Origin of the sequence: Bacillus carboniphilus (assembly GCF_020524035.2) — a bacterium.
Lineage (GTDB): Bacteria > Bacillota > Bacilli > Bacillales > JAIVKR01 > Bacillus_CC.
On the sequence record NZ_CP129013.1, the window covers coordinates 374,014 to 393,396 of the forward strand.

18 protein-coding genes and 3 pseudogenes are annotated in these 19,383 nt (G+C 34.1%); 9 read left to right on the forward strand and 12 right to left on the reverse strand.

All coding sequences use genetic code 11. The features are described from left to right. Positions 1-300: 300 nt before the first annotated feature. From LC087_RS19535 to LC087_RS01935, 5 genes are all read right to left on the reverse strand, one after another. A complete protein-coding gene (locus LC087_RS19535) occupies positions 301-384 on the reverse strand; it encodes a putative holin-like toxin (RefSeq protein WP_226539057.1) in 84 nt (27 codons plus the stop codon). Positions 385-611: 227 nt separating this feature from the next. After that, positions 612-1,073: a hypothetical protein gene (locus LC087_RS01920; RefSeq protein ID WP_226538818.1), complete on the reverse strand. Its 462-nt coding sequence runs from the start codon at positions 1,071-1,073 to the stop codon at positions 612-614. Positions 1,074-1,280: 207 nt separating this feature from the next. Beyond that, the gene (locus LC087_RS01925; protein WP_226538819.1) at positions 1,281-1,475 is read right to left on the reverse strand and encodes a hypothetical protein; all 195 of its coding nucleotides are present in this window, start codon (positions 1,473-1,475) and stop codon (positions 1,281-1,283) included. A gap of 198 nt (positions 1,476-1,673) precedes the next feature. Beyond that, a complete protein-coding gene (locus LC087_RS01930; RefSeq protein ID WP_226538820.1) occupies positions 1,674-3,050 on the reverse strand; it encodes a cell wall-binding repeat-containing protein in 1,377 nt (458 codons plus the stop codon). 495 nt (positions 3,051-3,545) lie between these two features. After that, complete coding sequence (locus tag LC087_RS01935) at positions 3,546-3,971, reverse strand: CHRD domain-containing protein (protein ID WP_226538821.1); 426 nt, start codon at positions 3,969-3,971, stop codon at positions 3,546-3,548. A 232-nt stretch (positions 3,972-4,203) separates the two neighbouring features. On the opposite strand from LC087_RS01935, the gene LC087_RS01940 reads away from it, so the two are divergent. After that, a complete protein-coding gene (locus LC087_RS01940; RefSeq protein ID WP_226538822.1) occupies positions 4,204-4,758 on the forward strand; it encodes a cysteine hydrolase family protein in 555 nt (184 codons plus the stop codon). 82 nt (positions 4,759-4,840) lie between these two features. Here LC087_RS01940 and LC087_RS01945 read toward each other — a convergent pair whose 3' ends face one another. Then, entirely contained in the window at positions 4,841-5,101 is a 261-nt protein-coding gene (locus LC087_RS01945; RefSeq protein ID WP_226538823.1) for a hypothetical protein, read from the reverse strand. A 138-nt stretch (positions 5,102-5,239) separates the two neighbouring features. Then, complete coding sequence (locus tag LC087_RS01950; protein ID WP_226538824.1) at positions 5,240-6,889, reverse strand: FAD-binding dehydrogenase; 1,650 nt, start codon at positions 6,887-6,889, stop codon at positions 5,240-5,242. Positions 6,890-7,018: 129 nt separating this feature from the next. On the opposite strand from LC087_RS01950, the gene LC087_RS01955 reads away from it, so the two are divergent. Continuing rightward, the gene (locus tag LC087_RS01955) at positions 7,019-7,312 is read left to right on the forward strand and encodes a hypothetical protein (protein ID WP_226538825.1); all 294 of its coding nucleotides are present in this window, start codon (positions 7,019-7,021) and stop codon (positions 7,310-7,312) included. Between the two features lie 168 nt (positions 7,313-7,480). Here LC087_RS01955 and LC087_RS01960 read toward each other — a convergent pair whose 3' ends face one another. The 4 genes and pseudogenes from LC087_RS01960 to LC087_RS01975 form a co-directional block, all read right to left on the reverse strand. Next, positions 7,481-8,053, reverse strand: a complete 573-nt coding sequence (locus LC087_RS01960; protein WP_226538826.1) for an LOG family protein — start codon at positions 8,051-8,053, stop codon at positions 7,481-7,483. 82 nt (positions 8,054-8,135) lie between these two features. Next, positions 8,136-8,615 carry a DUF4937 domain-containing protein gene (locus LC087_RS01965; protein ID WP_226538827.1) on the reverse strand — a complete coding sequence of 160 codons (480 nt, stop codon included), beginning with the start codon at positions 8,613-8,615 and terminating at the stop codon, positions 8,136-8,138. Between the two features lie 20 nt (positions 8,616-8,635). Further along, a pseudogene (locus LC087_RS01970) lies at positions 8,636-8,917 on the reverse strand (VOC family protein); the annotation flags it as partial. Positions 8,918-8,926: 9 nt separating this feature from the next. Then, on the reverse strand, positions 8,927-9,610 hold the full coding sequence (locus tag LC087_RS01975; RefSeq protein WP_226538829.1) for a VOC family protein: 684 nt from the start codon (positions 9,608-9,610) through the stop codon (positions 8,927-8,929). Positions 9,611-10,069: 459 nt separating this feature from the next. Between LC087_RS01975 and queD the strand changes: the two genes are divergently transcribed. The 7 genes and pseudogenes from queD to LC087_RS02010 form a co-directional block, all read left to right on the forward strand. Further along, on the forward strand, positions 10,070-10,564 hold the full coding sequence (gene queD / locus LC087_RS01980; protein ID WP_371932643.1) for a 6-carboxytetrahydropterin synthase QueD: 495 nt from the start codon (positions 10,070-10,072) through the stop codon (positions 10,562-10,564). A gap of 174 nt (positions 10,565-10,738) precedes the next feature. Then, positions 10,739-13,366 (forward strand): calcium-translocating P-type ATPase, PMCA-type, encoded by a 2,628-nt coding sequence (locus LC087_RS01985; RefSeq protein ID WP_264189790.1) that lies wholly within the window; start codon positions 10,739-10,741, stop codon positions 13,364-13,366. 324 nt (positions 13,367-13,690) lie between these two features. Then, a complete protein-coding gene (locus LC087_RS01990) occupies positions 13,691-13,918 on the forward strand; it encodes a FeoA family protein (RefSeq protein WP_306019845.1) in 228 nt (75 codons plus the stop codon). After that, a pseudogene (gene feoB, locus LC087_RS01995) lies at positions 13,918-15,884 on the forward strand (ferrous iron transport protein B). The gene LC087_RS01990 and the pseudogene feoB overlap by 1 nt, the downstream one beginning before the upstream one ends. Positions 15,885-15,937: 53 nt before the next feature. Next, entirely contained in the window at positions 15,938-16,099 is a 162-nt protein-coding gene (locus tag LC087_RS02000) for a FeoB-associated Cys-rich membrane protein (RefSeq protein WP_226538833.1), read from the forward strand. A 100-nt stretch (positions 16,100-16,199) separates the two neighbouring features. Then, a complete protein-coding gene (locus LC087_RS02005; protein WP_226538834.1) occupies positions 16,200-17,300 on the forward strand; it encodes a GerAB/ArcD/ProY family transporter in 1,101 nt (366 codons plus the stop codon). Between the two features lie 35 nt (positions 17,301-17,335). Then, positions 17,336-18,427 (forward strand): annotated as a pseudogene (locus tag LC087_RS02010) (Ger(x)C family spore germination protein); the annotation flags it as partial. A gap of 65 nt (positions 18,428-18,492) precedes the next feature. Here the strand turns inward: LC087_RS02010 and LC087_RS02015 are convergent. Continuing rightward, a complete protein-coding gene (locus LC087_RS02015) occupies positions 18,493-19,341 on the reverse strand; it encodes a Cof-type HAD-IIB family hydrolase (RefSeq protein ID WP_226538836.1) in 849 nt (282 codons plus the stop codon). Positions 19,342-19,383 lie beyond the last annotated feature (42 nt).

The following is a 19,383-nucleotide window of genomic DNA, read 5'->3' on the forward strand; positions in this document are numbered from 1 at the left end:
TGTACTCAAAACAAACATACCACCTTTAAAAATATTTGTAAATTGTGAAAATTAAAAAAAATATTACCTTATAATCTTTAAATTTCAAGTATTATTGATCAATTTGAGTGAAGGTATTATAAACAAAGGAAAAGAAAAAACACTTGATTATGTCAATAAACAAGGTATCAAGTAATATACTATCATTAGAAAGAGAAATATACTCAATAAAAAAGACCAACAGGTGTTGGGGCACCTTTGGTCTCATACAATAGCCTGTAAAGGGGTTAATAAGTCAAACGTCATACCACTTTTGGGTGGCTATTTTTTTTGTTCAAAAGACAGTATCGACAATACCAGGCTTGCAAATGAGATCATCAAGACAAGGCTCTCAAAAACTGTCATTAAACACCAACCTCTCACTAAAGGATGATCCCTTTACAGTAGGTAAAAATTGCTGATATAGGTAAGAAAATTGTAAAAAAGGACTAAGGATAAGTTTGAAAAAAAGTGGTGGTAGTTGCTATGGAGTTAAATTCTTGGATTGTTTATGTCTTGTTGGTAGCTATTGTATAGGGCTATATTATAGCATGGGGAAAAGCTTAACTCAAAATCTCCAGGGAAATAATTTTTTATTCATTAACTGATCTACTTTCTTCAATAAATGTTTGGAAAAAATACATAAGCATAGCCTTCAGTAAAAATAATCGTAGAAGCTCAATTTGTCTTAAACGGTTTAAGGTGATAATTCCCAGTTTGTTAAATATCGCGTACAAAGGATAGATAAATAAATAGTCAAAAAATAAATTATAGAAAAAGTATTGAAATATGTTTCCGTAAGATTTTTTTAAAATGAAGAGTGAACCAGTTAAAAAAGGACCTAAAATAAAAGGGGTTTCGGCAATCAAATGAGGGAACAATTTCTCATGAATGGTCCACCAGTTTTTTTTCTTTGCAAATGTACTTTCCATACTAATAATAAATGAAATAAAAATAGTAGAAGGTAAAAACCGGCGAATCGTTTTTATTCCCAATGAAGGAAGTAAAGATAAAGAAGAAATTAGCATAATAATTAAAATGGTTGACTTTTTCAATGATAAACACCCTTTGTAAGATTACATATTCCTCACTTTTGATAGGGTGTGTAGTTGAGGATTTGTTTATTCATCAAAATTAACCTTAAATATTGCGGGAGCGGTAATGTAACTTGTAATCACTTTTAAAAAAATACTAAATAGGAGTGAGTTAAAGCTGTGTATCATACTGGCGCTATAAAAAGCTTTATGCGCCAGTGAGTTTTTTTACATTTGATCTTCATTTTGATTAATAATTAAAAATTCTAATGCCTTTAAATTTTCTTTAATATTTCTATTGGTAACATTGACTTCCTGGATGTTAAATACGCTTTTATGTTTGGCCATCATAGTCAGCTTATTGACATCCTTTTCAATTGATAGCATCAAGCTTTTTAAACTTTTGTTTAAACGATAAGACATTCACTCAACTCCTACATAGTAAAAATGGACTACAAAAATAGTCTCGGTAAATATATCGGTATAGGTAGTGTTTATGTTAAATTTAAATATATTTACTTTGAGTAAATAAAAAGAAAAACCTCTCTAGGGATGATTCGTTCCTTTTGATTACATTACAAAGCCTTCTCAAACTATTATTTGAGAAGGCCTATTAAGAAACTAATTTAATAGCTGCACCGTTCTATCTGAAAGGGCATTTTCTCCACCTAAGATGAAAAGTTTAGAAATGTCATTATAATGAGTGTTAATCACCATTTCTGTACTCTCGTCTGGAGTAGAAGCAGAAATTAATAAAGGATTTGAATTTAATGCCGCTAGCGCTGAACCAGTTAATGCATCCGGAAAGTTGGCTCCAGTAGCTGCATAAACAGAGGTGAAATCCAATTGGTCTTTAAACGTTGAAATGACGTTGTAGTTCGTTTCATATCTATTCATTCCATATATTCGATGAGGTTCTGGAATGTCAGCAAATACTTGATCTGATATAGCCAATGGCCCCCCGATAACGTAAGACTTTGTTATATTATTGGTGTCAAGATAATCATTAACTTCTTCTGGTATCTTGTTAGGTTCCGTTAAAAGAATCGGCATACCTTGTTTAGCCGCGATAGGAGCAATGGAAAGAGCATCTGCAAAGTTTTGTCCCGTTGCAACAGCAATTTTATTGCTAGGACCCATTGTTTTTGCAATTTCTAAAGCTGTCTCATAACGATTATCACCATAAATACGTTCAAATTTAATATCTGCCTTTTCTAGCTGATCTTCGATATTGGTGGATATAACAGAAGTTCCACCAATAATATGTACTTTACTTACTCCAAGACTATTTAATTGCTTCATCACATTGTCTGGAATTTTATTCTTATCGACGAGCAATAACGGTGCATCATTTTTTTTCGCTAGAGGAGTTGCTGCTAATGCATCTGGGAAATTTCTTCCAGTCGCAATAACAGCATAATGAGCTGATTCCCACCCGAATTTTGAAATTTCTACAGCAGTATCAAATCGATCTTCCCCCATGATGCGTTCAGTTGGAAGCGCAGTATCAAAAGCAACATGATAATTAATCTCTTTTACTGTCGACTTTGAATCTGCAGAAATACATAAGTAGTAATCACCCACCTGTAGTTGTGAAAGGTTCATCTCTTCAAGAGAAACGCCTTCTATCATTTCTACATCTTCACTAGTTTTTAAATATTGTTTTTCTGCATCATATAAGGTAATTTTAATCCACTGGCTTATATCCATTCCATTTCCATTGAAGGCTCCAGCAAGGGCGAAATCAACTCCTTTTTTAGGGATGGTGATTTTTATATAGTCCCTATCACCGTTAGATACATTTAGTTGTCCACTAAATTGCTTGTTTGATGTTAAATCGTCAGCAAGGTCAAATGAATTATTGGGTTCCTGTTCAACTATTGTTTCATTGCTATCCGTAGATTGGAATTCGAGTGAATTCATTGTTGCTTGCGCCTTTAAAGGGGTTGCCCAAATCATAATAGATAAAATAAGTACGCTATAGACTATTTTTTGCATCGATACTCTCCTAACTAGTACTAACTAATTATTACCATTTTTTAACTCTAGCTAGTTACTACTATAGGTTGACTAGAAAATAGAGTCAAGGTTTGGAAGAAAAATTGAATCTTTTGGTGTAGTACTAATTTTGCTATTAGGCAAATAGTCTATTTTAAATGGTAAAAAATCCATGAATTATCTGAATCATTTGATCTATCTTCAAGGAAAACTACATGACGATTTTTTCCTAATCTACGTCATTTTTTAAATCAAAGTGAATAAAAATTAGGTCATCCCTCACTATTTATTTCAACATTTTGAATTTGTGGTGTATGTTCAATGGTGTTCTCATTAAAATAAAGAGGTAGAAAGAAGCATTGATTAATAAACTCAATATAGAATTTTCTTAATTCACTTCTTTGATCTTCAAGGTGTGTATGTGAAAATATGTTAGTAGAAAGTGTTAACTGAAAGAAGCTAAAAAGAAGAGGAAAGCTTATCCCCTCTTGTTAATTATCTTTTTTCCATTGAGCATGTTCTAATTTGTCCGCGGATTTCTCCTGATAAATTTTGTTGTGAATGGACGTTGACATATGCTTGACCTGTCCGCATTAACTCAAGTAAAGCTGATAAAGGCTGTCCTTCTAATGGTCCAACAAGGCTTTCAGCAGTTAATGTACCTTGAACTGTCCCTTCTTTGACACTAATCGTCGGGCTAACAGTATTTAATAAAAATGCGACAACGGGTCCGTTTTCTTCAAGGCCTCCCTGATGAATATGAGCAAAAATTAGATTGTTGAAGTCGTTTACTTTTAAAATATAGCTAAGGGCAGTCTCATTTCTGTTAACAGCAAATCTAGTACAACCAAACGCATCTGTGAAAACAGGTGGAATTTCACTTAATCCAGTTAATTTAGCAACAAAAGATAGTTCGTGCATTTTTCTCCTCCTAAAATCGTAGTTTACATTACATTTTATTCAGGGGAGAAAAAAGTGCTTGTACGCTTTCATCAATTTTTAACCAAATTCTTTTCTCCTTGAAAAAATAAAGTAGCAACCTTTTAATAATTGTTTTTATAAGGTTTATTACTAACAAAAGCGTATTTTTTGTATGGGATAATGATTATAGAGTAGATAGAATAAAGCATAAAGAAAAAAGGAGGAATGTGAAATGGAAAAAACAATCCCTTTAATGGTGATTGACATGCAAAAAGCGTTTGATGATTCTTCTTGGGGCGTAAGGAATAATCCCAATTTGGAAAAGGAAATGGAAAAGGTAATAAGATTTTGGAGAGAAAAAGACCAACCTATTTTTTTTGTAAAACATGTCTCGGATAAGGAGGATTCATTATTTCAAGGAAAAGGAAAAGAGTTTATGGATTTTATTAGCCCACAGCAAAAAGAGTACGTAATTGAAAAAAAAGTGAACAGCGCATTTATAGAGACTAATTTAGAAGAGCATCTTAAAGAACAAGGATGGAATGAAATCATAATAACGGGATTAACGACAAACCATTGTGTAGAAACTACGACAAGAATGGCAAGTAATTTAGGGTTTAGTCCAATTGTGGTATCAGACTTAACCGCTACTTTCAATCGTAAAAGTATAAATGGAGAAGAGTACTCAGCTGAACTGGTACATGAGATGTCCCTAGCAAACCTGAAAGATGAGTTTGCAAAGGTTATTCATTCAAACGAACTTTTAAAAATAGTAAAGGATGTCTAGTGAATATACAATAGACATCCATCATAGGCTTCTCGTTTGTTATACTAACTTGATTTTTTACATATTCCCCCTTTTGTTCCTGTTATTGCTTATCTGAACTTTGTTTTTTAAAATCTGAGTCAGCCAACTCTTTTGAAAACTCTGTAATAGCGGATAGATTGGGTGTTCTTAAACCAGTTTTGTTATGGTCAGTATCCATCATATATCTTCTCATACCAATGGCGACTGCACTGATAGCCATTCCAATTAAAGAACCTAACATCCATTCCTTATCCGATTTTTTTCTACTAAACATTCCGTTACGCTTTCTGCCGAAGTTCAAGATTGATTTCATTCTGTTCATTATTTTCCCCCATTTCTCCAGTAAATAGGAAGGCAATTATTCACTCCCCATCATTTATTTTTTCTTAAATGTATGGTGCTATTCTTAAAAAACATGGTAAAAATTAAGGTTTTTTATGGGGGAATGATTGTTATCAAATCATTGCTTACTTAAAAAGCGTCCTACTTCTTTTCCTGTAAATAAACAACCTCCTAGAAAAGTACCTTCAAGAGCTCTATAACCATGAAGTCCACCGCCACCAAAACCAGCAGCTTCTCCAATAGCATAAAGACCTTTAAAAGGCTCGTTTGAAGAATCGATAACGTTTCCTGTTAAGTCAGTTTGTAATCCACCTAACGTTTTTCTACTTAAAATGTGGAGGCGAACAGCAATCAAAGGACCATTTTTTGGATCTAATAATTTATGTAGGGGAGCAACTCGTATTAGTTTATCTCCAAAATACTTTCTAGCTCCTCGAATGGCCGTTATTTGTAAATCTTTTGAATACTTATTATCCAATTGAAGATCTCGAGCGATAATTTGTTGTTCTATTTCTTTTAACGAAAGGAGATTGTTTCCAGCTAATTGATTCATCTGTTTAACAAGATCTTGGAGTGAATTTGTGACGATAAAATCTTCTCCTTTATCCATAAATGCTTGAACGGGAGCAGGTGGTCCGGGAAGAATACGAGATAACAATTTCTTTATGCTTTTATCTGTTAAATCTGGGTTTTGTTCTGAGCCAGATAAAGCAAACTCTTTTTCAATTATTTTTTTTGTTAAAATAAACCAAGAATAGTCGTAGCCAGTATCTAAAATGGCTTTGGTGGTTCCTAGTGTATCAAAACCTGGTAAGTAAGGGACGGGAAAGCGCTTACCTTTTGCGTCGAGCCAAATAGAGGAGGGGCCAGGAAGAATACGAATACCATGTTTTGGCCAAATAGAATTCCAGTTTGTAATTCCTTCTGCGTAATGCCACATCCGGTCTTTATTAACGATTTTGCCACCCGCTTTTTCTGAAATTGTTAGCATTCGACCGTCGACGTGATCTGGGACGCCCGACAACATTTTTTGAGGAGGAGGGCCTAGTCTTTGTGGCCAATTTTTACGAATCAATTCATGATTCGCCCCAATACCACCGCTAGCAACGATAGTGGCATCTGAATAATATTCAAACTCACCACTTTTTTCACGAGAACTCTTTTCTCCCCGAAGGACGTTACTAGGGGATAAAACCGTTCCTTTAACCCCTTTAACTACTTGATTTTCCACGATAAGATCGTCTACTCGATGGCGAGATCGATAGTGAACATTTCCGTTTTTAATAGCCTCACGAACCTTTTCTTCAAATGGTTTAACAAGGCCAGGTCCTGTCCCCCATGTGATATGGAAGCGTGGAACCGAATTTCCATGTCCTTCTGAAAGGTAGCCACCTCTTTCTGCCCAGCCGACAACAGGGAAGAATTTAATCCCTTTAGAAACGAGCCAAGGTCGTTTCTCAGTTGATGCGAAGTTAACATATGCTTCTGCCCATTTTTTCGCCCAATAATCTTGATCGATTTCTCGGTCAAATTGAGCACTACCTAACCAATCACTCCATGCTAGTTCGTGTGAATCCTTTATCCCCATTCTTCTCTGTTCAGGAGTATCAACTAAAAATACACCACCAAATGACCACCAAGCTTGTCCTCCTAATGATGATTCGGGTTCTTGATCAAGGAGTAAAACTTTTTTGTTACTACTTGCAAGTTCTGCAGTGGCTACTAAGCCTGCTAAACCTGCTCCAACTACGATGACATTATATTTCAAACAGACCCCTCCTTTAATCTCTGTAATAATTGATATTTTTTCGATGAAAGCAATAGAACTTCCTGCTTGATTTTTCTGAAAAATGAATTAATAATTGATGTATGGACTTTTAATATAATAGAGGAAAGATTGCAGTTCTTATTGGAAGAGATCCAAAAAGCAATGTTTCAAAAAGAATTTGAACGTTTAAGAAAAAATACTTCAACGGTAAGAACATTTGAAGAGTTTAAAGAAGTTCTTCAAACGAATCCAGGGTTTATTGAGGCTATGTGGTGTGGAAATGAGCAGTGTGAAACATCGGTTAAAGAGGAGACGGGGGCAACATCTCGATGTATTCCTTTTGAACAAAAAATAGTTACGAATGAGTGTATTTACTGTAAAGGTGAAGCGTCGAAAATAGTTGTTTGGGCAAAAGCATATTAAGTATAGAAACGTGTATTTGTTACACACAAATTAAACATGAAAGTCTTCTTTTCTTAGACGGATTTCCTTGCATTTTACTTTCATAGATAAGAGAAATCGGCGGTATTGTTGCTTAAATGTGAATGTGAGATTTGGATATGGGTTAGCCTCAAAAGAGGCTAACCCACCCTATTCTCTCCACTTCTTTTCCATAGCTGGCCATTCATATGCAAGCATAGAAGTAATCAGTTCTTGAGGGCTTTCAGAAGTAGTGATTAATTTTAAATGAATCGGACTTGCAAAACCACTTGAAATGCTATTATCAATAAGATCAATAAAAGGATCAAAATAGCCATCTATATTTAATAGTCCAATTGGTTTAGTGTGTATACCGATTTTTGACCAGCTTAAGACTTCAAATAATTCTTCAAATGTACCGAAGCCACCAGGCAAAGCGATAAAACCATCTGCTAATTCATTCATTTTTGCTTTTCTTTCATGCATGTCATTAACCTCGACTAGAGAAGTAATTTCTCTATGGACTACTTCGCCATTTAACAAGCCAGATGGCATAATTCCGATAACTTCTCCACCATTTGAAACCATCTCATTGGCGAGTTCACCCATTAAGCCAATTTTAGAGCCGCCATAAATTAATTTATAATGATGGCTTGCTAAATAGGCACCTAGTTCTCTTGCGATTTTTTCATATTGAGGAGAATTACCTTTGTTAGAGCCTGCAAAAATACAAATTGATTTCATAAACAAAGTCTCCAATCTTGCTTACTTTTCTTTCATCTTACAACAGAATAAAGAAGATGTATATGACAACTCTATATAATATCTAAATGGTCCATTCAGGCTTAATCATAATAGTGGTCGAAGAATGAATAGCAAGCCTATCATCATTACAAATAAATAGTTCAAGTTGATTATTCGCATTAGAAATCAACATTTTAATTTCTTTGTACGTTTCTCGAATATTATCTACTACATGTAATAATTGTTTGTCTATTTTATTGAGAAAAATCCTATATTCCGAATCACTTTTGACTCCATTAAAAATCTCGACATTAATACTATGAAGCAAATCTCGCTGGTGATTATAAATAAAGTCATGACGATTATTCATAAACTGATTATAAAATTTTTTATCCTTCCAAAATGAAAGAATTACTGCTTCGGTCTGAGAATTTTTATTCCAACCGCCAATTTGACCGATAAAACCTGGATCACTTTTAATGGATGACCATTTCTCTTGTTCATGTGAAAAAAGCTCTTTATTTTTTTGTAAGACTTCACATTTGATAAACTTTATGATCATAATAAATCACCACTATCTAATTATATACCTGTCCAATTCATTAAGGTGACAGGATAGCCATCTGGGTCTAAGAAAGTAACTCCACCTCTTTTCCAATAAGGGTTTTCAGGCTCTGCTAGTTGATAACCTAATTGTTTTAATTCACTCACTTTTTGATCCCGTGCAAATCGATCAGGATAGTAAAAGACTAATAAATGTTCCATAGTGGGACTAGGAAGTGTCTGGGTGTATTCCTTTTGTGTGAATTCTAAATGATACTTTTCATCTGGAAGTCCAATCATAATTCCTGAATAACCTTGGTGACCCGTAAATTAACCAATTAAGTTAAGGTTTAGACCATCAATATAAAATTTCTGTAATTCAGCTAAGTTGTTCGTAGGACGGACAAACCTCATTTGACTTATAGGTAATTGATCATCCCATATAGGTACTGATTTGATTTCAATTGGATTATTAGGGTGTTTCCAATAGAAGGGCTGGTTACTTGAAATCGAAACTTTAATAGGATGAATCGTAGCAGGTTTATTGGTTGGATACCACGGCCTTCCCTCTTTTACTAAAACAAACACTCCTTCATCATCCCCATAAAAAGCAAAGGAATCATCCTTATTTTTAAACGTATTGTTAATGTTTTCTGGTAATAAATCTATAAATTCATTAACGGAACGAGAGGGAAAGCCGATTTCCCCAATATCAAACCAATGATTTGGCTCTGTTCCTTTATGGGAGAAAGGTCTTTCTAACATTTCAAGAATATTTCCATCAGGGTCTGTGAAATAAGCTTGCTTCCCTTTCCAAAAGAGAGATGTTTGACCTTTTTCATTTGATAGTAAGACATCTTCATGGTGTAATTTTTTGTGCATTATTTCAAAGAAATCAAGGTTTGTTCGGAAGCAAAGATGATAATTCGGCTTGTTAAATGTCTTTTCAAATGTGATTCTAGTCGTACCTGCCATGATTGTAAAAAAATCCTTATTGCTATTAAGTAATTCCATATTTAACACCGTTGAATAAAAATGTTGCATTTTCTCTATTTGATAGGTTTTTAAAGTTAAATGGTAAAATTGTATTTTCCTCACCTCAAGAATAAGTTTAGCGTGAGGAAAGAGAAAAATAATCATCTACAAGAAGGAAAAAAAGTAAGACAAAAGATGTAGATATGAAAAAAGCTCAATGAAGGACTCTTATAGAGGTTGTTCAAAAAGTCCTAAAAAGATGTCGGTTGAATAACTTTGTTGGTTTGCTTTTCCGCTCCTCATGTACCAAGAACGTACACTGTGAGTGCTCAAAGCTACACCGTCTCGTTCTTCAGCGTCCTTTTTCCCTACTTTTTGAACACGCACTTATATGTTATAATTTGAGTGGCTAGGGTAGGGGAGTTTTTATCATAAAAGGTGTTTAAAAGGTCCTACATTTCTGTTCGTCCTTTTAAACAACCTTTATAAAACTCTCATATGGAAAGGGAATCTATCATGCATGATCTGCAGAAAAGTCAATTATCTCATCAAAAGGATAAAACGATAAGAAAAGAGCAATTGAAGTATCATCATAAAAGGGTGTTAGTGAGTAAGGAATTTACATTTGATGCTGCTCATCACTTGCATTGTTATGAGGGAAAGTGTAAAGAATTACACGGACATACTTACAAGGCCATATTAGGTATAAGTGGTTATGTAAATGAAATTGGTCTTGTGATCGATTTTGGCGATATTAAAAAGCTTTGGAAGTGTTATGTAGAACCATATTTAGATCATTGTTTTCTAAATGAAACACTACCAGCAATGAACACAACTGCTGAAAACATGGTTGTTTGGATATATGAAAAGATGTGTACAGCTTTAAAAAGTTGGTCAGGTGATCAAACTACTCGTATTGAGTTTATTCGACTATATGAAACACCTACGAGCTATGCTGAAATAAATCGTAACTGGTATGAAAGTCAGACTTAAGAAAGTCTGGCTTTTTTTGTGTTTTAATTTTATTTATGTGTTTCATTAAGGTATACATTTTTAAAAAAATATCAAAACAAAAAGGTTTTTGTAGAATAATTGCGTATTATAAGTAATAAGCGATCAAAATGGTAATTGATTGGCTAATGTAATAAAAAAGAAAGAAGGATTTATATGTGGCATGTAAAGTCAAGTGAATCTGTGTTAGAAGAATTAAATACTTCTATTGAGAACGGCCTGACAGATGATGAAGCGAAAAGAAGAATTGACCAGTATGGGTATAATGAATTTGAAGAAGAAGAACAAACACCGTTATGGAGGCTTATCTTTGAGCAGATCAATAGTCCACTTATTTATATATTATTAGCAGCAACGGTGATCTCTTTTTTTATTGGGGAGATTGGCGATGGGATTATAATTCTTCTCGTTATCGTATTGAATGCTGTTATAGGGGTTATACAGGAATCAAAAGCAGAGAAGGCCCTCTCTGAATTGAAAAAAATGTCCTCTCCAAAAGCGCTAGTTAAAAGAGACGGTGTGTTAAAAGAGATTGAGTCAAAAGATGTCGTACCAGGTGATATTGTCACCATTGATACGGGTCGATCCATACCTGCTGATATTCGATTTTTTAATACCGTTAATTTGCGTGTGGAAGAATCTGCTTTAACTGGAGAATCAGTACCTGTGGAAAAAGATGCAAATGCTAATATTGAAAAAGACACCGCTCTTGCTGATCAAGCAAATATGGGCTTTATGTCAACCTTATCTACTTATGGACGAGGAGAAGGAGTCGTTGTCAGAACAGGGATGGATACAGAGATTGGACAGATTGCCACGTTATTAAAGAAACAAGAAAAATCAAAGACGCCCTTGCAAGAAAAATTAGCACAACTAGGTAAAATATTAGGGATTGGAGCAATCGTTGTTTCTATTCTTGTATTTGTGATCGGTTATTTTCAAGGGCGTGGGGTGACTGATCTTTTTCTTCTTGCTGTAAGTTTATCTGTTGCAGCCATTCCTGAAGGTTTACCAGCTATTGTGACGATTGTGTTAGCATTAGGTGTTCAACGAATGATTAAACGCAATGCGATTGTAAGAAAACTTCCAGCTGTTGAAACGCTAGGATCAGTGAGTATTATTTGTTCTGATAAGACAGGAACTTTAACACAAAATAAAATGACAGTGACGAAAACTTATGTGAATAATACAATAACATCCATTGATAAATTACCATCTTCTGAAAGCAAGCTATTTTTACAAACGATGGTACTATGTAATGATGCCACTATGGAAGATGATGACGCTACAGGAGATCCGACTGAAGTAGCACTTTTAGAAGTAGGTAAGCGTTTCGATTTTGAAAAACAAACCTTAAAAAAACAATATAAGCGTGCATATGAAGTTCCATTTGATTCTGAAAGAAAGATGATGACAACCGTAAATAAAGATGTTAATGGTAAGAATTTTGCTTTCTCAAAAGGGGCACTAGAAAGTATTCTGCCTGTATCCACAAAGATGTTAAAAAATGGTCAAATAATTGAATTAACGAAAGAAGCACGAAATGAAATAACGAATGCAGCTTTATCTATGTCGGAGGAAGCTTTGCGAGTATTAGCAATGGCTTATAAACCTCTTGATGGAGAAAAACCTGATGAGGTTATGGAAGACGAGTTTATCTTTCTCGGTTTAGTAGGAATGATTGATCCACCCCGTGGGGATGTAAAGGAATCGATTCAACTAAGTCATCAAGCAGGTATTACACCTGTTATGATAACAGGTGATAATCCTAAAACGGCTTTTGCGATCGCACAAAGCTTAGAGATTGCGGACAAGCCTGAGCAAACGATGACGGGACAAGAGATAGATGAATTATCACAACAGCAATTGAAAAAGCGTGTCGAAACGGTCAGAGTCTTCGCCAGAGTGTCTCCGGAACACAAGGTAAAGATTGTTGATGCCTTTAAACAAAAAGGTAACATTGTTTCCATGACTGGTGACGGAGTCAATGATGCCCCTTCCTTAAAGAAAGCAGATGTAGGGGTAGCAATGGGGATAACAGGAACGGACGTAGCGAAAGGAACAGCAGATATCATTTTAACTGACGATCGCTTTTCAACAATAGTTGCAGCTGTTGAGGAAGGAAGAAATATTTACTTAAATATTAAAAAATCTATCCTTTATTTATTGTCATGTAACTTAGGAGAAATCGTTGCCTTATTATTAGCGATTTTATTAAAATGGCCTGCTCCTTTAACCGCCATACACATACTTTGGGTAAATTTAATTACCGATACACTGCCAGCTATCGCCTTAGGATTTGAACGTGGAGAAAAGGAGATAATGAAAGAAAAACCTAGAGATCCTGAGGAGAGGGTTATAACTGGTCAAGATGGTAAGTTCATACTTGGTAATGGATTTTTAATTGGACTGAGCACTTTAATTGCCTTTATGATTGGACTGCAAGGAGATTTTAGTCAATATTTGACCAATAGCAGCTCTGACAAGCTTACTCAAGCGCAAACAATGGCCTTTTTAACATTAAGCTTTTCCCAGTTATTCCATTCCTTTAACTTAAAGCAGCGAAAAGGAACGGTTTTGACAAAAAATCTTTTTGACAATAAATATTTGATCGGAGCTTTTATTTTAGGTATATTTATTCAACTATCGTTAGTGTTTATACCATTCTTTAATGATTTGTTAAACGTAAGACCGTTAGATGCAAACCAGTGGATAGTCGTTATTGGATTTAGTATTTTACCAATCATGGTGAATGAAGTCATCAAGAAAATAAAAAAAGCATAAAGAATATTGAAAAGAGGATGTCTCAAAAGTAACTTTTTAGACAAAACCATGATAAAAGTAAAGCCCAAAAATGCTGTTATATCGACATTTTTGGGTTTTTAATATGTCTATCTACTATGAATATGTACTTTCCTGACAACTCTTTATTTTTTTGAATTTAATAAAAAACGGGCAGTATTATTGTTGTTGTCGATAGAAAGGAGTTTATACTTTTGTGAGGATCTTTTTTGAACCATTTGTGACATATGTCACACTATTATTTCATAAAGTTATGGTATGTTTCTTTTGAGAACTATTATCATTTTCAATTGAGGTGAAATTAGTATGTATTTAAATCAAGTTAAAAGAGGTGAAAGTGTCTTTATAGATGACATGTCTGAGCTAAAGCCTGTGATTGAAAAAAGGCTACGTCAATTAGGAATTACCATTGAGAAAGAAGTCAAAGTGATCAAGGCATTATTATTTCGTGGGCCAATCACAATCCAAGTAAACGATTTTCAATTGGCGATTCGTTATAAAGATGTTGCAAGAATAGGAGTGAAGAAAAAGTAATGGAGTGGGCTTTAGTAGGAAACCCGAATACAGGTAAAACGACGTTGTTTAACCAACTCACAAGTCGAAATGAATACGTTGGAAACTGGAGCGGTGTAACAGTTGAAAAAAAGGTTGGCATATTAAAGAATAAACTAGGCACAATAACGGATTTACCTGGTTCTTATTCGTTACAACCTTTATCAAGAGATGAAGAAGTGATTTCAGAATATTTAGTAGAAGACCAGGCGAAAGCAATATTAAATATAGTTGATTCCACGCAACTTAGGAGGCAATTGCATTTAACATTGCAAATGCTTGAATATGGAAAGCCAATGATAGTGGCTCTAAATATGATGGATGTTGCTGAGCAAAGAGGATTAAATATTAATCAAGAAAAATTATCAGATGTATTAGGTTGTCCAGTAAAAACAATTGTTGCGAGAAACGCAAAGAATATTTCCTCATTGCAATCTACTATGACTCAATCAAAAAAAGATACTCAAAAGCCTTTTCATTTGAACTATGGTAAGGAAATTGAGTCCTTTATCGAAGGTATGACCCCACTACTTCCCGAGCAAACCATTGATAAGCGATGGTTATTACTTCAATATTTAGAGGGAAATAAAGTGGTCATGAAATATATACATACGTTAATTGGCCAAGAAAAGATACAACCATACTTAACAAATATTTCAAATGGAGAGCAACAAATTTTTAACGTTCGAGAACAGTTTATTGACTCCGTCATTTGCGAGACTATGACAAAAGATCGTAGTGATAAAGGTAACTTAACAGAAAAAATTGATCAAATATTGATGCATCGCTTTTTAGGCTTCCCTATTTTTCTTGCATTTATGTATGTTATTTTTATGGTTACATTTGATTGGGCTGGTGCACCTCTTTCAGATCTTGTAGATTCATTTATTTCTGGATGGCTTACGAATACGATAGCCAGTATCTTAACCTTTTTAGGAGCGACTTCTTTCATTGAGTCTTTAATATTAAATGGGATCGTAGCTGGTGTTGGTGGAGTTTTAGTGTTTGTCCCACAAATTTTTATGCTATTTTTATGCATTTCTTTTTTAGAAGACTCTGGTTATATGTCAAGAATTGCATTATCGTTAGACCGTCTTATGGAAACAGTCGGATTGAACGGAAAGTCAGTTATTCCATTAATTATTGGGTTTGGCTGTAATGTGCCTGGAATTATGGCTGCAAGAACGATTGAACAACCGAAGGAACGATTAGTTACAACGTTAATCTCCCCATTTATGTCATGTTCGGCAAGACTGCCTGTATATGCCTTATTTGTTGGTGTTTTTTTCACTGAATATCAGGGGTTAATTGTGTTTTCTCTTTATTTTATGGGAATATTGCTGGCGTTTTTGATTGCTTTACTTTTCAATAAAATGTTTAGTAAAAATGAACAATCTGTATTTGTAGTGGAATTACCTCCCTATCGTGTTCCTAGTTTATCTATTCTACTTAAAAACACATGGCAAAAAGGAAAAGGATTTCTTAAAAAAGCAGGTACGTTTATCTTTGCAGGAGCGGTGTTAATCTGGTTGTTAGGTTATTCTGGACCTAGTGGAGTTGATGTCGAGATGGGTGAAAGCTTCTTACTCTGATTGGTGGTTGGATTGCTCCATTATTAGCTCCTCTTGGATTTGGAACATGGGAAGCAGGAGCTTCATTGCTAACAGGATTTTTAGCAAAAGAAGTGGTTGTTGCATCGATGAGTATTATTTATCAAGCACCAGAAGGAGCAGCGTTATCATCTATGGTTCATAGTCAATTTTCTGCGTTATCAGCATATAGTTTCATGGTATTTATATTATTCTATGCGCCTTGCTTAGCAACGGTTGCGACAATAAAAAAAGAGTTAAATTCTGCGAAGTGGACTTGGTTTTCAGTGATATATTCTACGGTAATCGCTTATGTGTTAGCGCTCGTTATATATCAAGTTGGTCGATTGTTTATATAGACTTAGTTGAACGTGCCTTGTAACATCAAAAAGATAAGAAGGGGAGAATGCACATGTTTGTGAGTTTCTTAATTGGTGGGCTCATTTTTGGTTATGCAGGATTTTCTCTGTATAAACATATTAAAAAATCAAAACAAGGTCAATGTGCAGCTTGTCCTATTAATGAGAATTGTGCAGGAGGCTGTCATACAAGTACTGTAGTAAAGAAAGACTAAGAGTTAATGACTCTTAGTCTTTTTCACATTTTATAAATATTTCTATACCCTAGTGGAAACAATGGAAGGGAGATGAAAAAATGATTGAGTAGGCGGTTTTATGATAAGTCATTTGAAAGTAGATGAAGCGGACAAAGTACAAGCTTTTTTACTCCCCTTTATATTAATAGGAGCACAGGTAGGATTTGGTGTCACTTCTTTTCAACGGATTATTTTTGATTCAAGTAAACGAGATGCTTGGATCTCAGTTTTGTTTTCGGCGATTGCTATTCATTTCATTGTATTTATTATACTTAAACTACTTTCTAGTTATAAAAATCAAGATGTTTATGGAATTAACCATTTGTTATTTGGAAAGATGGTTGGCTCCTTTTTTAACATTCTTTTTATAGGATACTTTTTATTTTCTTTCTTTATTAGTTTAATTAATTATATTTTGATTGTGAAAGTCTGGGTATTTCCAAATGTTCCAGTCTGGCTCTTTGCGTTGTTGCTCCTTTTATTAGTTGTGTATGGAATAATGGGAGGGATAAGAATAGTAATAGGGATGACTTTTCTATCAATTTTAGTGGTGGGAATTATTTTTATCGGTTTATATCAACCTTTTAAGTACATGGATTTTCGGAATTTTTTTCCTATGTTTAAGGCCGCTCCTTTTGAATGGTTCCAAGGGACATTCAGAATGATGGTCACCGTTTCTGGGTTTGAATTACTTCTTATTCTATATCCATATTTATCGAATAAAAAGGTAGTAGGTAGATACTCTCAAATTGGGGTTTTTTTCACAAGCTTATTCTTTTTAATAATGATGATGATGTCCATCGGTTATTTCAGTTCAGGGCAATTAGAAAGGACAATATGGCCTACATTAACGATGTTTAAAATTAACCAATTTCCTTTCTTAGAACGTTTTGAAATTATCATTGTATCGTTTTGGATGATTGTCATGATACCAAAGCTTTTGTTGTATTACTGGTCTGCTGCTGAAGGATTAAAGAGAAATTTTAAGATAAGTCTAAAAAAAACACTCATTATTTTTATGCCGGTGTTTTTTATCCTATCTATATTTGTTCAAACCGAGGATACAGTTATGTTAGTGACGGACTCCTTAAGATACATGGCGTTTAGTTTTTCGGTGATATTTCCAGTTTTTTTATACCTTGTTACATTGGTGAAGAGGAGGTTCCAGCAGCATGAATAAAAGGAAACAAGGAATCATGATTTGTATTTTTTTTCCTTCTATCAAGTTGTTCTCGTCCTTATTATATAGAGCAAGTAGGAATATCAACAGTAAATGGTTATGACTTATCGGACGAGGAAGAAGGTTTACTTAAGGGGACACATTTGCTTCTTCAATTTGATCCTAATATGAGTAATACTACACAGGTTTTATCAGCTGAGTCTCATACGATCAAAGGATTGAGAGAAAAAGTAAACGCCGAAAGCAGTGATAAAGTCGTTTCAGGTCAATTAAGAATAGCACTTTATGGTAGAGCTGTTGCAGAGAAGATGGGGATATTTCCGATTGCTGATGGACTTGCAAGAGATCCAGATATAGGAACCATGATTTATTTGTCTACCAGTGATACAACGGCAGAAGAAATCATAACCAATCAAATGACATCCCCTAATGTGGGAACTTATTTATATGAATTAATTAAACAAAATACAAATAATGAGCACATTTCTTCGTCTACTTTACATGAGTTTTTACAGTCTTTTTATACGGTAGGCGAAGATCCTACATTACCTATGCTTTCAATTGTTGACGATAAGATTAATTTGTCAGGTATGTCTATTTTTAAAGATGATAAATTAGTGGGACAAGTAGATAATGAAGAAAGTTTTTATTTGAAGTTGTTAAAAGAGGAATTTGATTCGGGAACGGTAGAGCTAAAACTGAATAGAGAGCACCTAGAAGACATTTTAACAGATCGGTATGAAGATAGAAAAAATGTGTACGTTACAATAGATGATATAGATAGTAATTCAATTATTAAAGTAGTGGATCAAAACAAACCTAAATTTGATATTATGATTGATATGAAAGCAAGGTTGCTGGAAATTTCCCAAGAATTGAAAGCGGATAGCAAAATAATAAAAGAAGTTATTGAAAAAAACATTGTAAAACTAATGGAAAATGAGTTAGTAGAGCTTATAGCTAAATTAAAGGAAATGGATAGTGATCCTATTGGTTTTGGGGTTAGTTATCTCAACTTTAAAAAAGATGATACTTTAACGAGGGAAAAATGGCATAAATTATATGAAGAAGCTGAGTTTAATGTACATATCAATTTAAATATTATTAGTACAGGTGTTATGGAGTAGTGACAATTTGTTAGGGTAACATCTGCACATGATAAATGAGTATCGTGTACAGATGTTCATAACATTTAAGTCAAAATAAATTTTTCAATAGCGAACGCTACACCATCCTTGTCGTTTGTTAATGTATGGTAGTGGCATCGCTTTTTTATTTCTGGATCGCCATTTGCCATAGCGATCGATGTACCCGCCTTTTCTAACATAGGAAGGTCGTTGAAATTATCCCCTATTGCCACAGTGTTTTCTAATGGAATATTATAGTATTCTGCGACTGCTTTCAAACCTCGATATTTATTTCCGTTAATATCCATTACTTCAACATTAAATGGGCCTGAAGTTGTGATCGCAATTTTTTCAACAGAATCTAATTGCTGGATAAGGTGTTTTTTCGTCTGTTCATGGAAAGTTAAAATAAAAAATTTTTGCACCGTTAATCTTGATAAGTCTGTTCGGGAATCAATTTCTTTTTCAATAACAGATTCTTTTGGTTGTTCAGTCATTAGTTTTATTTGCTCATCTGAGAATTGATCCAATACATTTTCATCAATACTTATCAATTTTAATACACGTTTCTGCCATGTTTTCGGTATATAAATCCCATCATTTGTATAAATTTTGAATGGGAAGTTAAGCTCTTCTAAAAGATTATATGTTTTTTCAAGAGACACAAGATTCATTGAGGTTGAATGTATACATTTTTGATTTACATAGACAACAGACCCATTACTACCTGCAATTGGACAGTCTAAATCGTATTTTTCCACTATTTCTTTAATGTCCTCAGGAGCTCTCCCAGAACAAATCATGACAATGTGTCCTTTTCGTTGTAATAATTTTATTGCTTCAATGTTTTGCTTAGAAATCGTCATGCGAGATGATAGCAAGGTTCCGTCTAAATCAATGGCAATTAATTTCAATAGTGTAAACCCCTTCTGTATTTTTAAGTATGTAATGTCACT